Below are 15,476 nucleotides of genomic sequence, written 5' to 3' on the forward strand. Positions count from 1 at the left end.
CCGCGTCGTCGAGCGGGGACTTGGAGTCGCCAGGCGAGCTCAAGTCGCCGGTCGACGCAGCGAGCAGAGCTCGTCCCTACACCGCCGCCAGGCAGTCCGCCCGCGCCTCCCACACCCCGTCCAACCCGCGCGTCGCCGCCCCGAGCAGCCGCGCCTGCGAGGTCGCGTGGGACCCCTCGACACCGAGGCCGACGCCCACCGACGCCCCGACCTCGCCGCCGCGCTCGGCATCGTCGACGGCGTAGGTGCGGGCGTGGACGACGGCCGCCTCGTCGAGCCGGCGGCGCAGTGCCGCGCCGATCGCGGCGGGGTCGCGGAGCGCGAGCCCGGGACCCTGCACGGCGCGCAGCGCCTCGCGGGCGGCGGCGAGGTTCACGCCCACGGTGAGGTCGAGGTGGCGCTCGACGACGTAGCGCCGGTCGCCCTCGCCCAGCGCGAGCCGGGCGCCGGCGGCGCGGGCGACCGCCGGGAGGTCCTCGCCGCGGCGCAGCTCGCCGACGTCGAGGACCATGAGGTCGCGCGGGCGCCCCTGGGCGTCGAGCTCGAGCGCGATCGTCGTGTCGGTCGCGGCCGCGCCGTCGTGCTCGCCGAGCAGGTCGAGGTCGACCGCCGCATCGAGGGCGGCGGTGCGCCGGAGGTAGAGGACGCGGCGGCCGTCGGCCTCCTGGCGCCGGCCCCAGACGGCGCCGGCCGCGAGGTCGAAGGAGCCCGAGCCGGCATCGCCGGCGGTGCCGCCGCCCGACACCGACACCGCGACGCCGTCCTGGTCGAACGTCGCCTCCGGACGGGGCAGGTCGCTGTGGCCGTCGACGATCGAGCGCAGGATCCCGCTGCCCGAGACCGACGCGACGCGGTCACCGCGTAGCGCGCGCAGGAGCGACCGCGCCTCGCCCTCGGTCCCGACGGTCCACGACCGTCCGTCGCCCAGGCGCGCCAGCACGCTCGCGCTCGCCTCGCCGCCCAGCCCGAGCGCCTCGCGGCCGAGCCTGAGCTTCGCCTTGCCGCCGACCTCGAGCCCCGCCCCGAGCCGGTCCTCGCGCACGCGCGTCACGACGAACGTGCCGTCGGAGCGGCGCTCGACCAGCCCGGTCCACCCCGCGCCGAGCCGCACCACGGCGATCCGGACGCCCCAGCGGTCGGTGGTCCCCTCCGACGACACCACGCACGGCGCGTCCTCACGCGTGCAGTCCCCGCCGGTGACGACGCACAGTCCCTTGCGCACACCGTGGACGACGGCCTGGCCGACGTCGGCCAGGCGCCCCGACGCGGCGCCGGCGGCGAGCAGGACCGCCGCGACCACCGCCACGACGACGACGTACTCGAGCGCCGCCTGGCCGGCGCAGGCGCGGGGATCGCGGGACGACACGCGCAGACGGTCGCGCGGCGCGCGTCACGGAACAGCACGCGGCCGTCACGACGCTGCGCGGCGGCGGTGACGACGCTCAGCGCTGGCGGTACCAACCCGCGCGCCGGCCGAGCCGCCCGTCCTCGAGCTCGCGGAAGACGACGACGCACTGGCCCGAGGTCGTGACGACCTCCCAGTAGCGACGGCGCAACGGCTCGGGCGTCCACCAGCGGTCCTCGACGAGCCAGGTCTCGCGGACGGCGTCGACCGCCCGGCCGTCGACCGACAGCGGCGTCCCGCGGGCGTCGGCGCGGACGACCGCGGGCAGCGGGAGGCCCAGGCGCTTCGGGCCGCTCGTCGTCATTCGAACGGCGTGAGGACGGCGCGGCGCTCGGGCACGCGCGAGTCCGGGTCGACCTCGAGGACCCGCAGCGCCGCGTCCGGCCCCGCCGCCGCGCGGGCCTGGCGGACGGCCTCCTGCAGGCGCGCGCGGCGCTGGGCGGTCCCGTCGTCGAACAGCGCGCGGGCACCCGCGTGCGGCGGGCCGAAGCGCTCGACGGCGAGGCGCAGCGCCTCGGCGGGCGCCGGGAGGTGGATGAGCCGCTGGCCGAGGGCCAAGCGCATCCGGCCCGCGTCGGCCAGCGCCTCGCGGAAGACGACGCGCTCGCGCCACGTCCCGCCCTCGACGAGCCGCGCCGACAGGACGACGGCGCGCAGCGTCCGGCCGTCGCGCTCGCGCCGCGCGAGCAGCTTGTCGACGAGCAGGCCCAGCGCGCGACCGAGCTGCTCGCCCGAGGCGGACTCCGGCAGCTCGAGCGTCTCCTCGAGCGTCTCGCCGGGCTTGCGCGGACGCAGCGGCGCGTCCTTGCCGCGCGCGAGGTCGTGCGCGAGCAGCCCGAGCGCGCCGAAGCGGTCGGCGACCTTGCCGCGCGGGAGCTTCGCCAGCGCGCCGAGCGTCGGGATGCCCAGGCGCTCGAGCGGCTCGACGAGCGACGCGGTGTCCTCGCGCCGGCGCAGCAGCGCGACCGGCTCGGCCGCCAGGGCCGCGGCGCCGTCCACGACCTCCGCGCGCCGCGTGCGCGCGCGGGAGGCACCCGCGAGCGCGCAGAAGCGCGACGGCCCCGCGCCGATGCGCGACGGGACCTCGAGGGCGCGACGGGTGACGGTGACCAGCGGGTCCAGCCACGGCGGCGGCGCGCCGTGACGGGCCCGCAGCGCGGCGGCCGGGTCGTCCCCGCGCGCACCCCCGTGCAGCCGGCGCAGCGCGTGGCCGTCGAAGAACGCGAGGCCGGCGCGTGGCGCCTCGACCTCCGCGCCGATCGACTCGAGGCGCTGCAGGACCTGCTCCCACGCGTCGGCGACGCCCACCGGGTCGGGCGGGACGAGGGCGAGCGTGGGGCAGCGCGCGAGCGCCTCGCCGAGCCGCAGCCCCGGGTGCACGCCGCACGCCTCGGCGGCCTGCGAGACCTCGCCGATGAGCTGATCGCGCCCCGGCTCGGGCGCCAGGGCCATGGGTCCGCGCGCCAGCGCCTCGCGACCGCCGGCGGCGACGGCGAGCTCGAAGCGGGGAAGCAGGACGCAGAGGATCACGGCGGTGGTGCGGCGACGACGAGGGCGTGGTTCCCGAGCGTCTGACGATGCGAACGTGTGTTCGTCTCGTGGCAGACGATGGTGCCATGCGACCCGGCGGACGCGCAAGACCGCCGACACGCCTGCCACCACATCGCCCACGGTGGCGCACCCACCGGACGGAACCGTTCGGGGATTGACTGAACGGCGCCGTGCAGGAACGGCGCGGTGGTCCGCCCGCTGGCGGTAGCGTCCGACCGTGATCTGGAGGAGGGTCGTTGGGGTCGCCGCGCTGGTCGCGGCAGGGACTGGGCTGGCGGCCCCGGGGGCGCAGGCGGGCGTCACGCGCGCCGAAGGCGTCCTGCCGCCGGGCCAGAGCGGCTTCGTCTCGGTGCCCGGGATCCTGCAGGGCACCGGCTCGCCGCACCTCTACGACCAGTCACCGCTCTTCTCGAGCTTCAAGCGCAAGCCGCTGACCTTCACGACCGCCGACCGCGTCGCCGGCGAGCGCGAGCGCCCGATCCCCGGCGTGCAGATCGTCCGCGACGCCTACGGCGTCCCGTCGGTGACCGGCCAGAGCGACTACGACCTGTGGTGGGGCGCCGGCTACGCGGTCGCGCAGGACCGCCTCTTCCAGCTCGAGGCGTTCCGTCGTGCGACGCAGGGCCGGTTGGCGACGATCCAGGGCAAGAGCGTCCTCGAGGACGACCTCGTCGCCCGCCGCGACTACTACACGGGGCCGGAGCTCGACGCCATGGCCGCGCGGCTGCCGGTCGAGCTCCAGCGCCGCGCCGAGGCCTACCGCGACGGCATCAACGCCTGGCTGGCCCGCGCGCGGCTGGACCTCACCCGGCTGCCGGGCGAGTTCGCGGTCCTGGCGGCGCTGCCGATCCCGGACTGGACGCTGCGCGACACGTGGGCCGTCGGCGTCTTCCTCGCCCGCACCGTCCCCAGCGGCGACGGCAACGAGCTCAACAACCTCCGTGCGGTGCAGCAGGGTGGCCGCAAGGTCCTCGAGGAGCTCCTGCCGCTGCACATCAAGGGCCAGCGCTCGACGATCCCCGCCGGCGAGGGCCGCTTCCCGCAGGGCAAGGCGCCCACCGCGCGCCAGGAGCGCCGGGCGCTCAACCGCTCGCTCGAGTTCGTCAAGACGCTCCCGACGCCGTCCTCCGGCCAGGCCGCCGCGGCGCGCCGCAAGGCCGACCTCGCCCCCGGGCGCCTGGGGCGCGTCGGTGGCTCGTCGATGTTCGCCGTCGGCGATCGCAAGAAGAAGCGCGCGTGGCTGTTCAACGGCCCGCAGCTCGGCTTCTCGTCCCCCGAGCTGTTCGTCGAGCTCGAGCTCCACGGCCCCGGCACGGACGTCCGCGGCGTCACCGCCCCCGGCGTGCCGATCCTCGCCATCGGCCACAACGAGCACGTCGCCTGGGGCTACACGAGCGGCCTGAGCGACGAGGACGACCTCTACGCCGAGAAGCTCGTGCCGGGCCAGCCCGAGAAGTACGTCTTCCAGGGCCAGGAGCGCCAGATGGAGTGCCGCAACGAGACGTTCCAGTACACGACCACGCCGGCCGCCCTCCTGCTCGACGGCGCGGCGCCGGAGTTCGGCTCGAAGACCGAGCGCATCTGCCGCACCGTCCACGGCCCGGTCCAGGTCCGCGACGGCGGCGTCGCCTACGCGCGGCGCTACGCGATCTGGGGCCGCGAGCTCGACACCTTCCCCGGCCTCTCCGCGCTGGCGACCGCGCGCAGCGTGCAGGACGTCGACAAGGCGATGCGCACCGTGACCTGGAACGAGAACCTCATGGCCGCCGACGACCAGGGCAACATCGGCTACTGGCATCCCGGCCTCTTCCAGCAGCGCCCGCCGGGCTGGGACCAGCGCCTGCCGATGCCCGGCACCGGCGAGGCCGAGTGGCCCGGGTTCGTCGACCGGTCCAAGCTCCCCGCGGTGATCAACCCGCGCCAGGGCTGGCTCGCGAACTGGAACAACATCCCGTCGCAGGGCTGGACGACCGGCGACGGCGAGGCGACCGAGCGCGTCACCGGTCCGCTGCATCGCGTCGGGATCCTGCAGAAGACGGTGGCGCGGATGGCGAAGAACCCGTCGTTCGAGGCGGCCGAGGCGGTCATCCGCCGCGCCGGCGCCAGCGCCCAGCAGCGCACGCTGCTCGGGCCGCAGCTGCGGCGCATCGCGAAGAAGGCCCGCGGCGGCGCGGCGACCGTCCTGGGGACGATCCTCGCCTGGGACGGCGACTACCACCGCACCGACGAGGCCGGGAAGGTCGACGCGGGCGTCGCCGCCTGGAAGGCGTTCCGCGACGCCGCGATGGACGCGGCGCTCGCGCCCTTCGGCCCGGCCGGCCGGAAGTTCGGGACGACGACGAGCTCGTCGCACGTCTACGACTTCTCCAACGGCATGGCCTACGCGTTCCGGACGCTGGACGACCGCCAGCTCCGGCTCGCCGCAGCCGCCGCGCTCGGCCGTCTCGAGGACAAGTTTGGGACGACCGACCCGGCCGGCTGGCGCGAGCCGCGGACGATGTACGACGTGGGCACGCAGGGCGCCGCGCAGCCGGACGACCTGCCGTTCTTCGACCGCGGGACGTGGGAGCAGATCGTGGAGCTGGGCGGGTAGGGACGCCGGGGCCGGGGCGGAGCGCTGCTCGAGCGCTCGGGGTGTGCAGGGCGGTCGTTGACCGGCACTGAGGGAAGGGCCTTCGCCGCCGCCGGGCTCGCGAGACGCGGCCGAGTGCTACGCGCCGGTGACCCTGGACCTCGCCGCCACATGGGCGGTCAACTCAGGCTCACGGTCGCTGACCGGACGAAGCACCCGCCTCGCGTCGCTGACCCTGTCGATTCCGGTCTGGGAGACCGGAATCGACAGGGTCACGGCTCGCGCGGCCGGAGGCCCACCCCGCCCCGCCCCGCGCAGGACCGCGCACGCCGGCCGGTCCCTCTCCCTCGGTGCCGATCGGCGGCCGCCGCGCATGACGTGGACGCTGGAGCGGGCCGCCACCCACGCTCCATGCACCACCCCGCCCACACACATAGCGAGGGCCCTCCGAAGAGGGCCCTCGCCGTAGCACGCCTGTAAGCCGGATCCTGTCGTGGACGACCATCCATCTGCGCGACCTACCTGGACCTCGGCGGGCAGCCTGCGAACGGTCCTGCTCGGTCTTGCACCGGGTGGGGTTTGCCTGGCCGCCATGTCGCCATGACGCCGGTGCGCTCTTACCGCACCGTTTCACCCTTGCCTGTGCGGGACTCACGTGTGGCCCCGCCATCGGCGGTCTGCTCTCTGTGGCACTTTCCCGCGGCTTTCACCGGGTCGGCTTGCGCCGACCACCCTGCCCTGCGGTGTCCGGACTTTCCTCGACGGGTTGTCTCTCCCGCCGCGGCCGTCCAGCGTGCGGTGCCGAGGGTAGCGCCGCCGCGCCGCGCTCGCACGTCGTGCAGGGGCGGCGCCGGACCGGCGCGCGTGCGCTATGACAGCGTGGTGCGGCAGGCCGTGCAGCGGCCGCCGAGCGCCTCCGCCCCGGCGCCGTAGCGCGGCGTCATCGCCGCGCCACAGGCCGGGCAGGAGGTCGTGCGGTGGGCGGTCAGGTCCTCCCAGGCCCCGACGAGCAGCTCGTCGAGGGTCGACCCGCCGCCCACGGTGTGGGCGTGGCCCTGCGGCTCGGTGGCCGAGGGTGCGATGCCAGCGCGCGAGACGGCGGTGCTGCCCGCCTCGCGCTCGCCCAGCAGGCGGTGGAACAGCGAGGCGTCCTCGCCGCGGGCGCGCGGGGCGCGCGCCGGCGCGGGACGGCGCGTGCGCCCGTCGCGCGCGGTGGTGGCCTCGAGGCCCGGGATGGTCATGCTCGGCGTCATCTCACTCGTCCTCTCATCGCACGCTGCGGAAGAGCCCGACCACGCGCCCCAGGACGCGCACGTCCTTCGAGCGGATCGGCTCCATCGCCGCGTTCTCGGGCTGCAGGCGCACGTGGTCGCTCTCGCGGAAGAACCGCTTGACCGTCGCCTCCTCCCCCACCAGCGCGACGACGATCTCGCCATCGCGCGCGGTCTCCTGCGGGCGGACCACCACGTAGTCGCCCTCCAGGATCCCGACGTCCTTCATCGACTCGCCGCGCACGCGCAGCACGTACTCGCCGTCGGCGCCGCCCGCGGCCGCGGGGACCTCGACGTACTCCTCGATGTTCTCCTCGGCGAGGATCGGCGAGCCCGCCGCGACCTGGCCGACGACCGGCAGGCCGGGCCCGCGCACGAGCGACCGGACGTCGCCGGCGACCTTGCCCGCGACGCGGTCGAGCAGCTCGATCGCCCGCGGCTTGGACGGGTCGCGCCGCAGCAGCCCGAGCTTCTCGAGGTTCGCCAGGTGCGCGTGCACCGTCGACGACGACGCGAGGCCGACGGCCTTGCCGATGTCGCGGACCGTGGGCGGGTAGCCGTGGTCCGACGAGTACCGCTTGATGTAGTCGAAGATCTCCTGCTGGCGCTTCGTGAGCTCCTTGCCTAGGTCCACGGCGCGGCTCCTCGGTGCGGGCGGTCGAACATGTGTTCGTGAAGGTAGCGGGGGGTGCGGACGGATGCAAGACGCGCACGGGGCCGCCCCGTCGCCACCCCCTCCACGACGCGGCAACGTGCCCCGTCCGGTCGCTACACTCGCCGTCCCCGAGCGCCGGTGGCGGAATTGGTAGACGCGCTAGGTTGAGGGCCTAGTGGGCTGTTGAAGCCCGTGGAGGTTCGAGTCCTCTTCGGCGCACTCGGACGTGACGAAGCCCCGCTCCCCGAGCGGGGCTTCGTCGTTCCCGGCCCCTTCCCACGAGCCGGCGCCGCAGCGCAACGCACGACGGCCCCGCTCGTCGAACAGGGCCGTCGGGGAGGTGGGTGCAGCGTCGAGGGCTAGGCCGGAAGCCGGCCCACGTGGGCGCGCGCGGCGCCCGCGGTCCCGTGGACCGTGACCTCGGAGACGAGGCCGTCGCGCAGGTGGAAGGTCCACGAGGCGGCGTGGTCGAAGACGCGGCCCTGGCCCCAGGCGTAGAGCGTGCCGGTGGCGATCACGGTGTCGCCCATGACGGTGAAGTGCCGCGGCTCGGGCCGCAGCTCCTCCCACACCGCGCGCGCGTCACGCACGTACTCGAAGACGCCCTCGCGCCCTTCGTACGGCCGCCCGCCGCGGGCGAGCTTCGCCGTGACGGGGCGGAAGACCACGTCGTCCGTGCAGTGCGCGGCCATCCCGGGCGCGTCGTACCGGCAGAACGCAGCGAAGACCGCGCGGACGGTCGCGACGGCCTCGCGGGCTGACGCGTCCTCGCCCGACGAGGGTCCGCCTTCGACGGCGACGCTCACTACTGGCCCGTCGGGTCCGGCGTGCGGACCGGGTCGTAGGACGCCTCGCGGGTCGTCGGCACGCCCGAGGGGCTGGCGCCGGTGGCCACCCTCGAGCTCCTGAGGAACCCGCCCAGGCCGCCCATGGCCGCGACCACCGCGACGAGCGCGATCAGGACGACGGCGACGATCGGGTTGATGACCAGCCCGACCACCAGGACCACCGCGAGGAGCAGGACGCCGTAGACCGCACCGTGCATGGTCGATGATGTGCCCGCGCGCGCCGGGTCCCAATCGCCCGGGCGGCCGCTGGGGCGCCCCCGGGTCAGACCGCCAGCGCGAGCGTCGCCGGGCGCGTCTCGAACTCCGCGGCGACGTCGCACAGGACCTCGAGCATCGCCGCTTTGGCCGGCGAGCGGAACGAGCCCTCGAGCATCGCCACGGAGATGCGCCGGAACGGCGCGCGGCCCGTCAGCGGGCGCACGACGATGTCGTCGCGCACGGCCACCAGCGCGAGCTCGGGCATGAACGAGACGCCCATCCCGGCGGCGACGAAGCCCTGGATGGCGAGGTAGTCGTCGAGCTGGAAGGCGATGTTCGGCTCGAAGCCGGCGCCCTCGCATGCCCGCGTGAAGATCCGCGAGTCGGGACAGCGCGCCGTCGACCCGATCATCCACTGCTCGTCGGCGAGGTCGGCGAGGCGGACCCGCTCGCGGTCGGCCAGCGGGTGGTCGGCGGGCAGCGCGACGTGGAAGGGGTCGTCGAGGAGCGTCGTGCGCTCGAAGCCGTCGTCGGGCGCCCCGTCGTGCGTGGACTCGATGAGCAGCGCCAGGTCCACCTCGCCGGCGCGCAGGGCGACCATGGCCTCCGGCGGCTCGTGGGGCTCGAGGCTCAGCTCGACGCCGGGGTGGGCGGCGCGGAAGCGCGCGATCGCGACGGGCATGAGCGTCGCGCACGAGGACGGGAACGCGGCGAGGCGCAGGCGACCCGCGCGGATCCCGGCGATGGCCTGCAGCTCCTCCTCGGCGTCGGCGAGGCGGGCGAGGATCGTCTCGGCGTGGGAGACGAGCGCGCGGCCGGCGTCGGTGAGGCGGACGCCGCGGGCGCTGCGCTCGACGAGCTTCGAGCCCGCCTCGCGCTCCAGCGCGGCCACCTGCTGGGATATCGCGGACTGCGTGTAGGACAGCGCCTCGGCCGCAGCGGAGAACGACCCGCGACGTGCGACCTCGTGCAGCACCCTGAGCCGGCGGACGTCGAGCATGAGCGCAGCTTATGGCTACGACCATCAAATGTCATTCGACCTTCTGTCACGTCTGGCCCATCATCAACGTCATGTCCAGCGTGCTCCTCTCCTCCTCCGAGGCCGTCGACGCTCTCGTCATCCGGCCCGCCACGCCCGCGGACGCCCACGCCCTCGCCCGTCTCGCCGCCCTGGACAGCGCTCGCCCGCTGACCGGCGACGTGCTCCTGGCCGAGCGCGGCGGGCGCCTGCTCGCCGCCCGTTCGCTGCGCGACGGCCGCAGCGTCGCCGACCCCTTCCAGCCCACCGCAGACGTCGTCGAGGTCCTGGCGCTCCGTGCCACCGCGCTCCTCGACGCCCCGCGACCGACCTCCTCCGCCCGCCTGCGCAGCCTGTTCGCGCGGCGTCGCGCGGTCGCGGCCTAGGGACCTCGGCGCCGGCGGTCGTCCGCCGGCGCCGATCCCCTCTAGTTGCGTTTCGCAACTTCGTGCCGTAGCGTGCCGGCCATGGCCGAGCAGCTCGCGCACGACCCCGAGGCGACCGACCGCTCCCTCACGATCACCTGGGAGGACCCGATGGGCATCGCCGCCGCCGCGGCGGGCCGCTCCGGGCTCGAGTTCCTCCAGGCGATGGTCAGCGGCGAGGTCCCCAAGCCGCCCATCAGCGAGCTGCTGGGCGCCACGGCCGTCGAGGTCGAGGAGGGTCGCGTCGTCTTCCGCATCGTCCCCCACGAGTCGCACTACAACCCGATCGGCGCGGTCCACGGCGGCATCCACGCCACCGTCCTCGACGCCGCGATGGGCTGCGCGGTGCACTCGACGCTCCCCGCGGGCACCGGCTACACGACCCTCGAGATCAAGGTGAACTACGTGCGCGCGTTCCGGGTGGACACCGGCCCGGCGATCGCCACCGGCACGGTCATCCACCGCGGCGGGCGCATCGCCACCGCCGAGGGCCGGCTCGAGCGCGAGAGCGACGGCCAGCTCATCGCGCACGCGACGACGACGTGCATCGTCTTCGCGCCGTGAGCTGACCGGGCGCTCGCACCCCCGCTGGGTAGGGTCGCCCGATGGCCTGGACCTGGCAGGACGGCGAGCGGACGATCCGCTTCGGCCGTGGGACCGTCGCGACCCTCCCTGAGCTGCGCGACGACGGCTACGTCCTGCTGAGCACCGAGCGCGCCCTGGCCGGCCTGCCGCAGGTGGCCGAGCGCGCCGGGACCGTGCTGCACGTGCCACCCGGCCGGGTCGACGAGATCGCCGAGGAGCTGCTCGGCCAGCTGCCGACCGAGCCAGAGCTCGTCGCGCTCGGCGGCGGGCGGGTCATCGACACGGCCAAGGCGCTCGGTGCGGTCACCGGCGCCCGCGTCGCGGCGATCCCCACGACGCTCAGCGCCGCCGAGATGACGGCGATCCACCGGCTGCCGACCTCGGCCACGCCGGGCACCGCGCTCGTGCGCCCCGCGCTCGTCGTCAACGACCCGGACCTCTGCGCCTCCCAGCCGCCGGAGGGCCTTGCCGCCTCGGCCGCCAACGCCCTGGGGCACGCCGTCGAGGGGCCGACGACGACCCTCGCCTCCCCCGTGCCTTCCCTGGCCGGCGAGGAGGCCGCCAGGCTGATCGACGCGGCGTACCTCGTCGACGGCGAGGACCCGACGCACCGTGGCCGCGAGCAGCTCGCCCTCGCCGCGCTGCTGTCCGGCTACACGATCGACGCGACGAAGTACGGCCTGCACCACGTGCTGTCCCAGACGCTCGTGCGCCTCGGCGGCGCCGGCCACGGCCCGGCCAACGCGGCGATGCTCCCGCACACGATCGCCGCCCTCGAGCGCCGCGCTCCCGGCCACGTCGACCCCGACGGCAGCCTGCAGGCGCTGGCGCGCGACCTCGCCGCTCGCGCCGGCGCCACGCGCCTGCGCGACCTCGGCGTCGAGCAGGACGCCCTCGCGCGCTGCGCCGCCGCGGCCAAGGACCGCCCCGAGCTGCACCTCACCCCGCCACCGGCCGACGAGGCCGAGCTCCTCGCGCTCTACGAGGCCGCCTGGTGAGCGCGCCGCTCGACCTGCTGACGGAGTTGGTCGCCACCGCGGAGGGGCGCTGCGCGTACGCCGAGGCGCGCTTCGTCCACACCCGCGAGGAAGGGCTGGCCGTCCGCAACGGGCTCGTCGACGACGTCGAGGCCCAGGAGACCGCGGGCGTCGGCATCCGCGTGCGCGTCGGCGGCAGCTGGGGCTTCGCCGCCACCAACGACGTCACGCCCTCGGGGCTCGAGCGCGCGCTGGCCGAGGCGCTCGCGCTCGCCGAGGCCCAGCCGCGGGTGCCCGAGGCGCCGCTCGCGCCGGTGGCGCCCGCGACCGGCCACTGGGTTGCGCCGCACGAGCGCGACGCGCTGGAGGTCCCGCTGGAGGAGCGCCTCGCCCTGCTGCTCGCGGCCGACGAGGCGATGCGCGGCGACCAACGGATCGCCCGCACGGAGGCGACGCTCATGGCCGCCCGCATCGAGAAGGCCTTCGCGTCCACCGAGGGCGCCGCGTGCACGCAGCTGCACGTCGAGTGCGGGGCCGGCATCGCCGCGACCGCCGTCGGCGGCGACGAGCTGCAGACGCGCTCGTACCCGATGGCCCACGGCGGCCTGCTGGCCCAGGCGGGCTGGGAGCACGTCGCGGCGATGGAGCTCGCCGCCCACGCGCCGCGGGTCGCCGCCGAGGCGGTCGAGCTCCTCACCGCCCCCGAGCTCCCCGAGGGCCGGCGCACCGTCGTCCTGGGCGGCGAGCAGCTCGCGCTCCAGGTCCACGAGTCCGTCGGCCACGCGCTCGAGCTCGACCGCATCCAGCTGGGCGAGGCCAGCTACGCGGGAACGAGCTGGGTCGGCGCGCAGGACGTCCGCGAGGGCGCCCTGCGCTACGGGTCCGAGCAGGTCTCCATCACCGCCGACGCGACGCTCCCGCTCGGGCTCGGGACCTTCGGCTGGGACGACGAGGGCGTGGCCGGCCACCGGACGCCGCTCGTGGTCGACGGCGTCCTGCGAGCCGCCCTGAGCGACCGCACCTCCGCCGCCGCGCTGGGCCTCGACGCGAGCGCCGGCTGCGCCCGCGCCGACGGCTTCGCCCGCCAGCCCATCGTGCGCATGACGAACGTCTCGATCGAGCCCGGCGCGGCCGGCTCACTCGACGACCTCCTCGCCGACACCGAGGACGGCGCGCTGTTCCTGGAGACGAACCGGTCCTGGTCGATCGACGACCGCCGCTGGCACTTCCAGTTCGGCACCGAGGTCGCGCGCGAGGTGCGCGGCGGTGAGCTGGGGCGGCTCTACCGCAACGGCTCCTACGCCGGGATCACCCCGCAGTTCTGGGGCTCGTGCGACGCGGTCTGCGGGCCCCAGGCGTGGCGGCCATGGGGCATCGGCAACTGCGGCAAGGGCGAGCCCGGGCAGGTCATGCGCGTCTCGCACGGCACCGCGCCCGCGCGCTTCCGCGACGTCCAGGTCGGTGTCGCGTGAGCGAGACGCCGCTCGAGCTCGCCGACCGCGCGCTGGGCCACCTCGGCGACGAGGACGGCCAGGCCACGGTCACCCGCGAGCGCTCCCTGCTCGCGCGCTTCGCCCGCTCGCGCCCGACGCAGGCCACGCAGGTCGAGGACCTCACCGTCCACGTCCTGGTCCTCCACGACGGCCATCCCGGGACGGCGACGACCAACCGCACCGACGACGAGGCCCTGCGCGACGCCGCCGCCCGCGCGAAGGCCGCCGCGGCCGCGGCCCGCCGGGCCGCCGGCGCCCCCGGCGACCACCCCGGCCTCCCCGCGCCGCCGGCCACGGACGCCCCGGAGCACGCCGGCTTCGACGCCGCCACCGCGCAGCTCGACGCCGCGAGCGCGGGCGCCGCCCTCGGCCTGGCCTTCGAGCGCTGCGCTGAGCACGGCGTCGAGGCCTTCGGCGCCTGGACCGCCGGCGACGTCGCCACCGCGCTGGCCTCGAGCCGTGGCGTGCGCGCGAGCGACCGCGTGACCGACGCGCACATGAAGGTCATCGCCCGCGACGCCGAGGGGCGCTCGGGCTGGGGCGCGCAGACCGCGGTCGCCGCGGCGGACGTCGACCCCGACTGGGTCGCCCGCCGCGCCCTGGAGAAGCTGCCGCGCGAGGCGCCCATCGAGCTCGGCCCCGGCAGCTACGACGTCGTCCTGGACCGCGACGCCGTCGGCGGCCTGCTCGAGTTCCTCGGCTGGCTGGCCTTCGACGGCCTCGCCCACATCGAGGGCCGCGGCGCCTTCGACGGCAAGCTCGGCAGCGCCGTCGCCGCCCCGTCGATCACCATCACCGACGACCCGTTCGCCCGCGGCACGCTCCCGCGCGCGTTCGACCTCGAGGGCACGCCGAAGGCGCCGCTCGCGCTCGTCGACGGCGGCGTCGCCAGGGCCGTCGTGCACGACTCGCGCAGCGCCGCCCGCGCGGGTGACGGCGCGCGGTCGACCGGCCACGCCCTGGCGCCGGGCGGCGCGCCCGGCGGACCCATGCCGACGAACCTCGCGCTCGCGCCCGGCGACGCCGCCGACGAGCACGTCCTGGCGGCGCCGATCGAGCGCGGCCTCTACGTGAACCGGCTCTGGTACCTCAACGTGGTGCACCCCAAGCAGGTCCTGCTCACCGGCACCACGCGCGACGGCACCTTCCTCATCGAGGACGGCCGCATCACCCGCCCGGTCCGCGACGTGCGCTTCACCGACTCCGTCCTGCGCCTGCTCAGCGAGACCGAGCAGCTCGGCGCGGCGCCCGCCCTCACCACCGAGGGCGACTTCTACGGGCGGCGCTTTGCGATGGGGACGCTGGCGGTGCCGCTGCGGGCCCGCGGCCTGCGCGTGACCGGCTAGTCGCGCCGGAGGACCGTCGGGCCGGCAGAGGAGCGCTGCGACAGCCGCCCGATCCGCCGGCCCCAACGACTGCGTCAGCCTCCGAAGCTCACCCGATGACCGTCGGTCGCCACCAGGCGGAACCCCGAGATCCGCTTCGGCAGCCGGGCCTCGAACGCGTTGTCGTCGATGCTGACCGTCGTGACCGTCCCGTCGACCTGGACGAGTTCGGCCTTGTAGAACCGGTCGGAAGCGGCGCCGGCGACCCTCGCGGAGCCGTCCGCAGCGACGGTCATCGCCACCGGCGGCTCGCGGTCGGCGGTCGACTCGACCGAGCAAGCCTCGCCTCCGGGCGTCTGGGCCGTGGCGGTCGTGACCACGCAGAGCTGCCCTCCGCGGCGGATCAGGTACTGGCCCTCACCGACGCGGCGCGCATCATCGGCCGTTGCAGCGTGGCGCGGGCGATCGCCCGCCCTCTCCGCCCGAGCGAAGACCCCGAAGGCCTCGGAACCCGTGCGCCCGTCGTTGTCTTGGTCGTCACTCTGCGCCGTCGAAAGACCGAACGCTCCTCCTACAGCGATGAGACCGAGGCCCAACGTCGTGGCAGCAGTGCGCTTGAACATGCTCCGAGGATCCCGCATGGACATGACTCCTGACTAAAGGCAGTTGGTGTGATTGGGTGAATCGTCGACCCGCCCGTAGATCGTGTGATTCGCGCCTCCGTCGTACTGGCGCAACGTTCCGCGGCTGATCGCGCCGTTCGAGTAGCAGATGCTCACGAAGGTCGTGTTGAAGCCGACCTGGACGTTCCCGCGGAGACCGACAGTCAACTCCTGGATGTTCCCACCGCCTGTGTACTGCGCACGGTTGTACGTCAGGTTCGTCTGCGGTGAGTAGCACGCCCAACTCGAGGTCATGCTCGGAATCAGCAGCCCGCAGTAGTCCGCCGTATAGGCCTGCGCCGTTCCACCACAGCAGAGCACGGCACCTGCGACGGCTAGGACCGCCATGGAGTACTTCCCCTTCGACATCCCGCTCTCCTAGATTCGATGAGCCCCACCGCGGTGCGGTGGCGCAAGGTGCAGAGCGCTTCCTACATTTGCCAGCAGGACGCTGCGCATCACCGGTTCGATCACAGACACCGTTTGATCAC

The 15,476-nt window shown here is 75.2% G+C and carries 16 protein-coding genes, 1 tRNA gene and 1 other RNA gene; 7 read left to right on the top strand and 11 right to left on the bottom strand.

The features are described 5' to 3' along the window. Nucleotides 1-76 precede the first annotated feature (76 nt). From JUB12_RS07555 to JUB12_RS07565, 3 genes are all read right to left on the bottom strand, one after another. On the bottom strand, nucleotides 77-1,366 hold the full coding sequence (locus JUB12_RS07555; RefSeq protein WP_205699005.1) for a hypothetical protein: 1,290 nt from the start codon (nucleotides 1,364-1,366) through the stop codon (nucleotides 77-79). Between the two features lie 76 nt (nucleotides 1,367-1,442). Continuing rightward, nucleotides 1,443-1,709: a hypothetical protein gene (locus JUB12_RS07560; RefSeq protein ID WP_205699006.1), complete on the bottom strand. Its 267-nt coding sequence runs from the start codon at nucleotides 1,707-1,709 to the stop codon at nucleotides 1,443-1,445. Beyond that, complete coding sequence (locus tag JUB12_RS07565) at nucleotides 1,706-2,935, bottom strand: hypothetical protein (RefSeq protein WP_205699007.1); 1,230 nt, start codon at nucleotides 2,933-2,935, stop codon at nucleotides 1,706-1,708. The genes JUB12_RS07560 and JUB12_RS07565 overlap by 4 nt, the downstream gene beginning before the upstream one ends. A gap of 238 nt (nucleotides 2,936-3,173) precedes the next feature. Between JUB12_RS07565 and JUB12_RS07570 the strand changes: the two genes are divergently transcribed. Then, nucleotides 3,174-5,549: a penicillin acylase family protein gene (locus JUB12_RS07570; RefSeq protein WP_205699008.1), complete on the top strand. Its 2,376-nt coding sequence runs from the start codon at nucleotides 3,174-3,176 to the stop codon at nucleotides 5,547-5,549. 443 nt (nucleotides 5,550-5,992) lie between these two features. Here JUB12_RS07570 and rnpB read toward each other — a convergent pair. The 3 genes from rnpB to lexA all read right to left on the bottom strand — a co-directional run bounded on the left by rnpB (nucleotide 5,993) and on the right by lexA (nucleotide 7,433). Beyond that, nucleotides 5,993-6,325: RNase P RNA component class A (gene rnpB / locus JUB12_RS07575), an RNA gene on the bottom strand. A gap of 72 nt (nucleotides 6,326-6,397) precedes the next feature. Further along, complete coding sequence (locus JUB12_RS07580) at nucleotides 6,398-6,781, bottom strand: hypothetical protein (protein ID WP_205699009.1); 384 nt, start codon at nucleotides 6,779-6,781, stop codon at nucleotides 6,398-6,400. Between the two features lie 13 nt (nucleotides 6,782-6,794). Continuing rightward, on the bottom strand, nucleotides 6,795-7,433 hold the full coding sequence (gene lexA / locus JUB12_RS07585; RefSeq protein WP_205699010.1) for a transcriptional repressor LexA: 639 nt from the start codon (nucleotides 7,431-7,433) through the stop codon (nucleotides 6,795-6,797). Nucleotides 7,434-7,586: 153 nt separating this feature from the next. On the opposite strand from lexA, the gene JUB12_RS07590 reads away from it, so the two are divergent. Next, nucleotides 7,587-7,673, top strand: a tRNA-Leu gene (locus JUB12_RS07590). A 140-nt stretch (nucleotides 7,674-7,813) separates the two neighbouring features. Here JUB12_RS07590 and JUB12_RS07595 read toward each other — a convergent pair. The 3 genes from JUB12_RS07595 to JUB12_RS07605 all read right to left on the bottom strand — a co-directional run bounded on the left by JUB12_RS07595 (nucleotide 7,814) and on the right by JUB12_RS07605 (nucleotide 9,500). Continuing rightward, the gene (locus JUB12_RS07595; protein WP_205699011.1) at nucleotides 7,814-8,260 is read right to left on the bottom strand and encodes a nuclear transport factor 2 family protein; all 447 of its coding nucleotides are present in this window, start codon (nucleotides 8,258-8,260) and stop codon (nucleotides 7,814-7,816) included. Further along, the gene (locus tag JUB12_RS07600) at nucleotides 8,260-8,499 is read right to left on the bottom strand and encodes a hypothetical protein (RefSeq protein WP_205699012.1); all 240 of its coding nucleotides are present in this window, start codon (nucleotides 8,497-8,499) and stop codon (nucleotides 8,260-8,262) included. The genes JUB12_RS07595 and JUB12_RS07600 overlap by 1 nt, the downstream gene beginning before the upstream one ends. 65 nt (nucleotides 8,500-8,564) lie before the next feature. Continuing rightward, a complete protein-coding gene (locus tag JUB12_RS07605; RefSeq protein ID WP_205699013.1) occupies nucleotides 8,565-9,500 on the bottom strand; it encodes a LysR family transcriptional regulator in 936 nt (311 codons plus the stop codon). A 71-nt stretch (nucleotides 9,501-9,571) separates the two neighbouring features. Between JUB12_RS07605 and JUB12_RS07610 the strand changes: the two genes are divergently transcribed. From JUB12_RS07610 to JUB12_RS07630, 5 genes are all read left to right on the top strand, one after another. Next, complete coding sequence (locus JUB12_RS07610) at nucleotides 9,572-9,904, top strand: hypothetical protein (protein ID WP_205699014.1); 333 nt, start codon at nucleotides 9,572-9,574, stop codon at nucleotides 9,902-9,904. Nucleotides 9,905-9,985: 81 nt separating this feature from the next. Then, nucleotides 9,986-10,507: a PaaI family thioesterase gene (locus tag JUB12_RS07615; protein WP_205699015.1), complete on the top strand. Its 522-nt coding sequence runs from the start codon at nucleotides 9,986-9,988 to the stop codon at nucleotides 10,505-10,507. Between the two features lie 41 nt (nucleotides 10,508-10,548). Next, nucleotides 10,549-11,526 carry an iron-containing alcohol dehydrogenase gene (locus JUB12_RS07620; protein ID WP_205699016.1) on the top strand — a complete coding sequence of 326 codons (978 nt, stop codon included), beginning with the start codon at nucleotides 10,549-10,551 and terminating at the stop codon, nucleotides 11,524-11,526. Next, on the top strand, nucleotides 11,523-12,977 hold the full coding sequence (locus JUB12_RS07625) for a TldD/PmbA family protein (protein WP_205699017.1): 1,455 nt from the start codon (nucleotides 11,523-11,525) through the stop codon (nucleotides 12,975-12,977). The genes JUB12_RS07620 and JUB12_RS07625 overlap by 4 nt, the downstream gene beginning before the upstream one ends. Then, nucleotides 12,974-14,344: a TldD/PmbA family protein gene (locus JUB12_RS07630; protein WP_205699018.1), complete on the top strand. Its 1,371-nt coding sequence runs from the start codon at nucleotides 12,974-12,976 to the stop codon at nucleotides 14,342-14,344. The genes JUB12_RS07625 and JUB12_RS07630 overlap by 4 nt, the downstream gene beginning before the upstream one ends. 74 nt (nucleotides 14,345-14,418) lie before the next feature. On the opposite strand, the gene JUB12_RS07635 is transcribed toward JUB12_RS07630, so the two are convergent. After that, on the bottom strand, nucleotides 14,419-14,946 hold the full coding sequence (locus tag JUB12_RS07635) for a hypothetical protein (protein ID WP_205699019.1): 528 nt from the start codon (nucleotides 14,944-14,946) through the stop codon (nucleotides 14,419-14,421). Nucleotides 14,947-14,979: 33 nt separating this feature from the next. Continuing rightward, entirely contained in the window at nucleotides 14,980-15,354 is a 375-nt protein-coding gene (locus JUB12_RS07640; RefSeq protein ID WP_205699020.1) for a hypothetical protein, read from the bottom strand. Nucleotides 15,355-15,476: the final 122 nt, after the last annotated feature.

The organism is Conexibacter sp. SYSU D00693 (genome assembly GCF_017084525.1).
GTDB lineage: Bacteria > Actinomycetota > Thermoleophilia > Solirubrobacterales > Solirubrobacteraceae > Baekduia.

Bases quoted from the DNA above. Each gene is read 5' to 3' on its own strand.
- JUB12_RS07560 (WP_205699006.1), bottom strand. From the start codon at position 1,709: ATGACGACGAGCGGCCCGAAGCGCCTGGGCCTCCCGCTGCCCGCGGTC.
- JUB12_RS07580 (WP_205699009.1), bottom strand. From the start codon at position 6,781: ATGACGCCGAGCATGACCATCCCGGGCCTCGAGGCCACCACCGCGCGC.
- JUB12_RS07600 (WP_205699012.1), bottom strand. From the start codon at position 8,499: ATGCACGGTGCGGTCTACGGCGTCCTGCTCCTCGCGGTGGTCCTGGTG.
- JUB12_RS07605 (WP_205699013.1), bottom strand. From the start codon at position 9,500: ATGCTCGACGTCCGCCGGCTCAGGGTGCTGCACGAGGTCGCACGTCGC.
- JUB12_RS07610 (WP_205699014.1), top strand. From the start codon at position 9,572: ATGTCCAGCGTGCTCCTCTCCTCCTCCGAGGCCGTCGACGCTCTCGTC.
- JUB12_RS07615 (WP_205699015.1), top strand. From the start codon at position 9,986: ATGGCCGAGCAGCTCGCGCACGACCCCGAGGCGACCGACCGCTCCCTC.
- JUB12_RS07620 (WP_205699016.1), top strand. From the start codon at position 10,549: ATGGCCTGGACCTGGCAGGACGGCGAGCGGACGATCCGCTTCGGCCGT.
- JUB12_RS07635 (WP_205699019.1), bottom strand. From the start codon at position 14,946: ATGTTCAAGCGCACTGCTGCCACGACGTTGGGCCTCGGTCTCATCGCT.
- JUB12_RS07640 (WP_205699020.1), bottom strand. From the start codon at position 15,354: ATGTCGAAGGGGAAGTACTCCATGGCGGTCCTAGCCGTCGCAGGTGCC.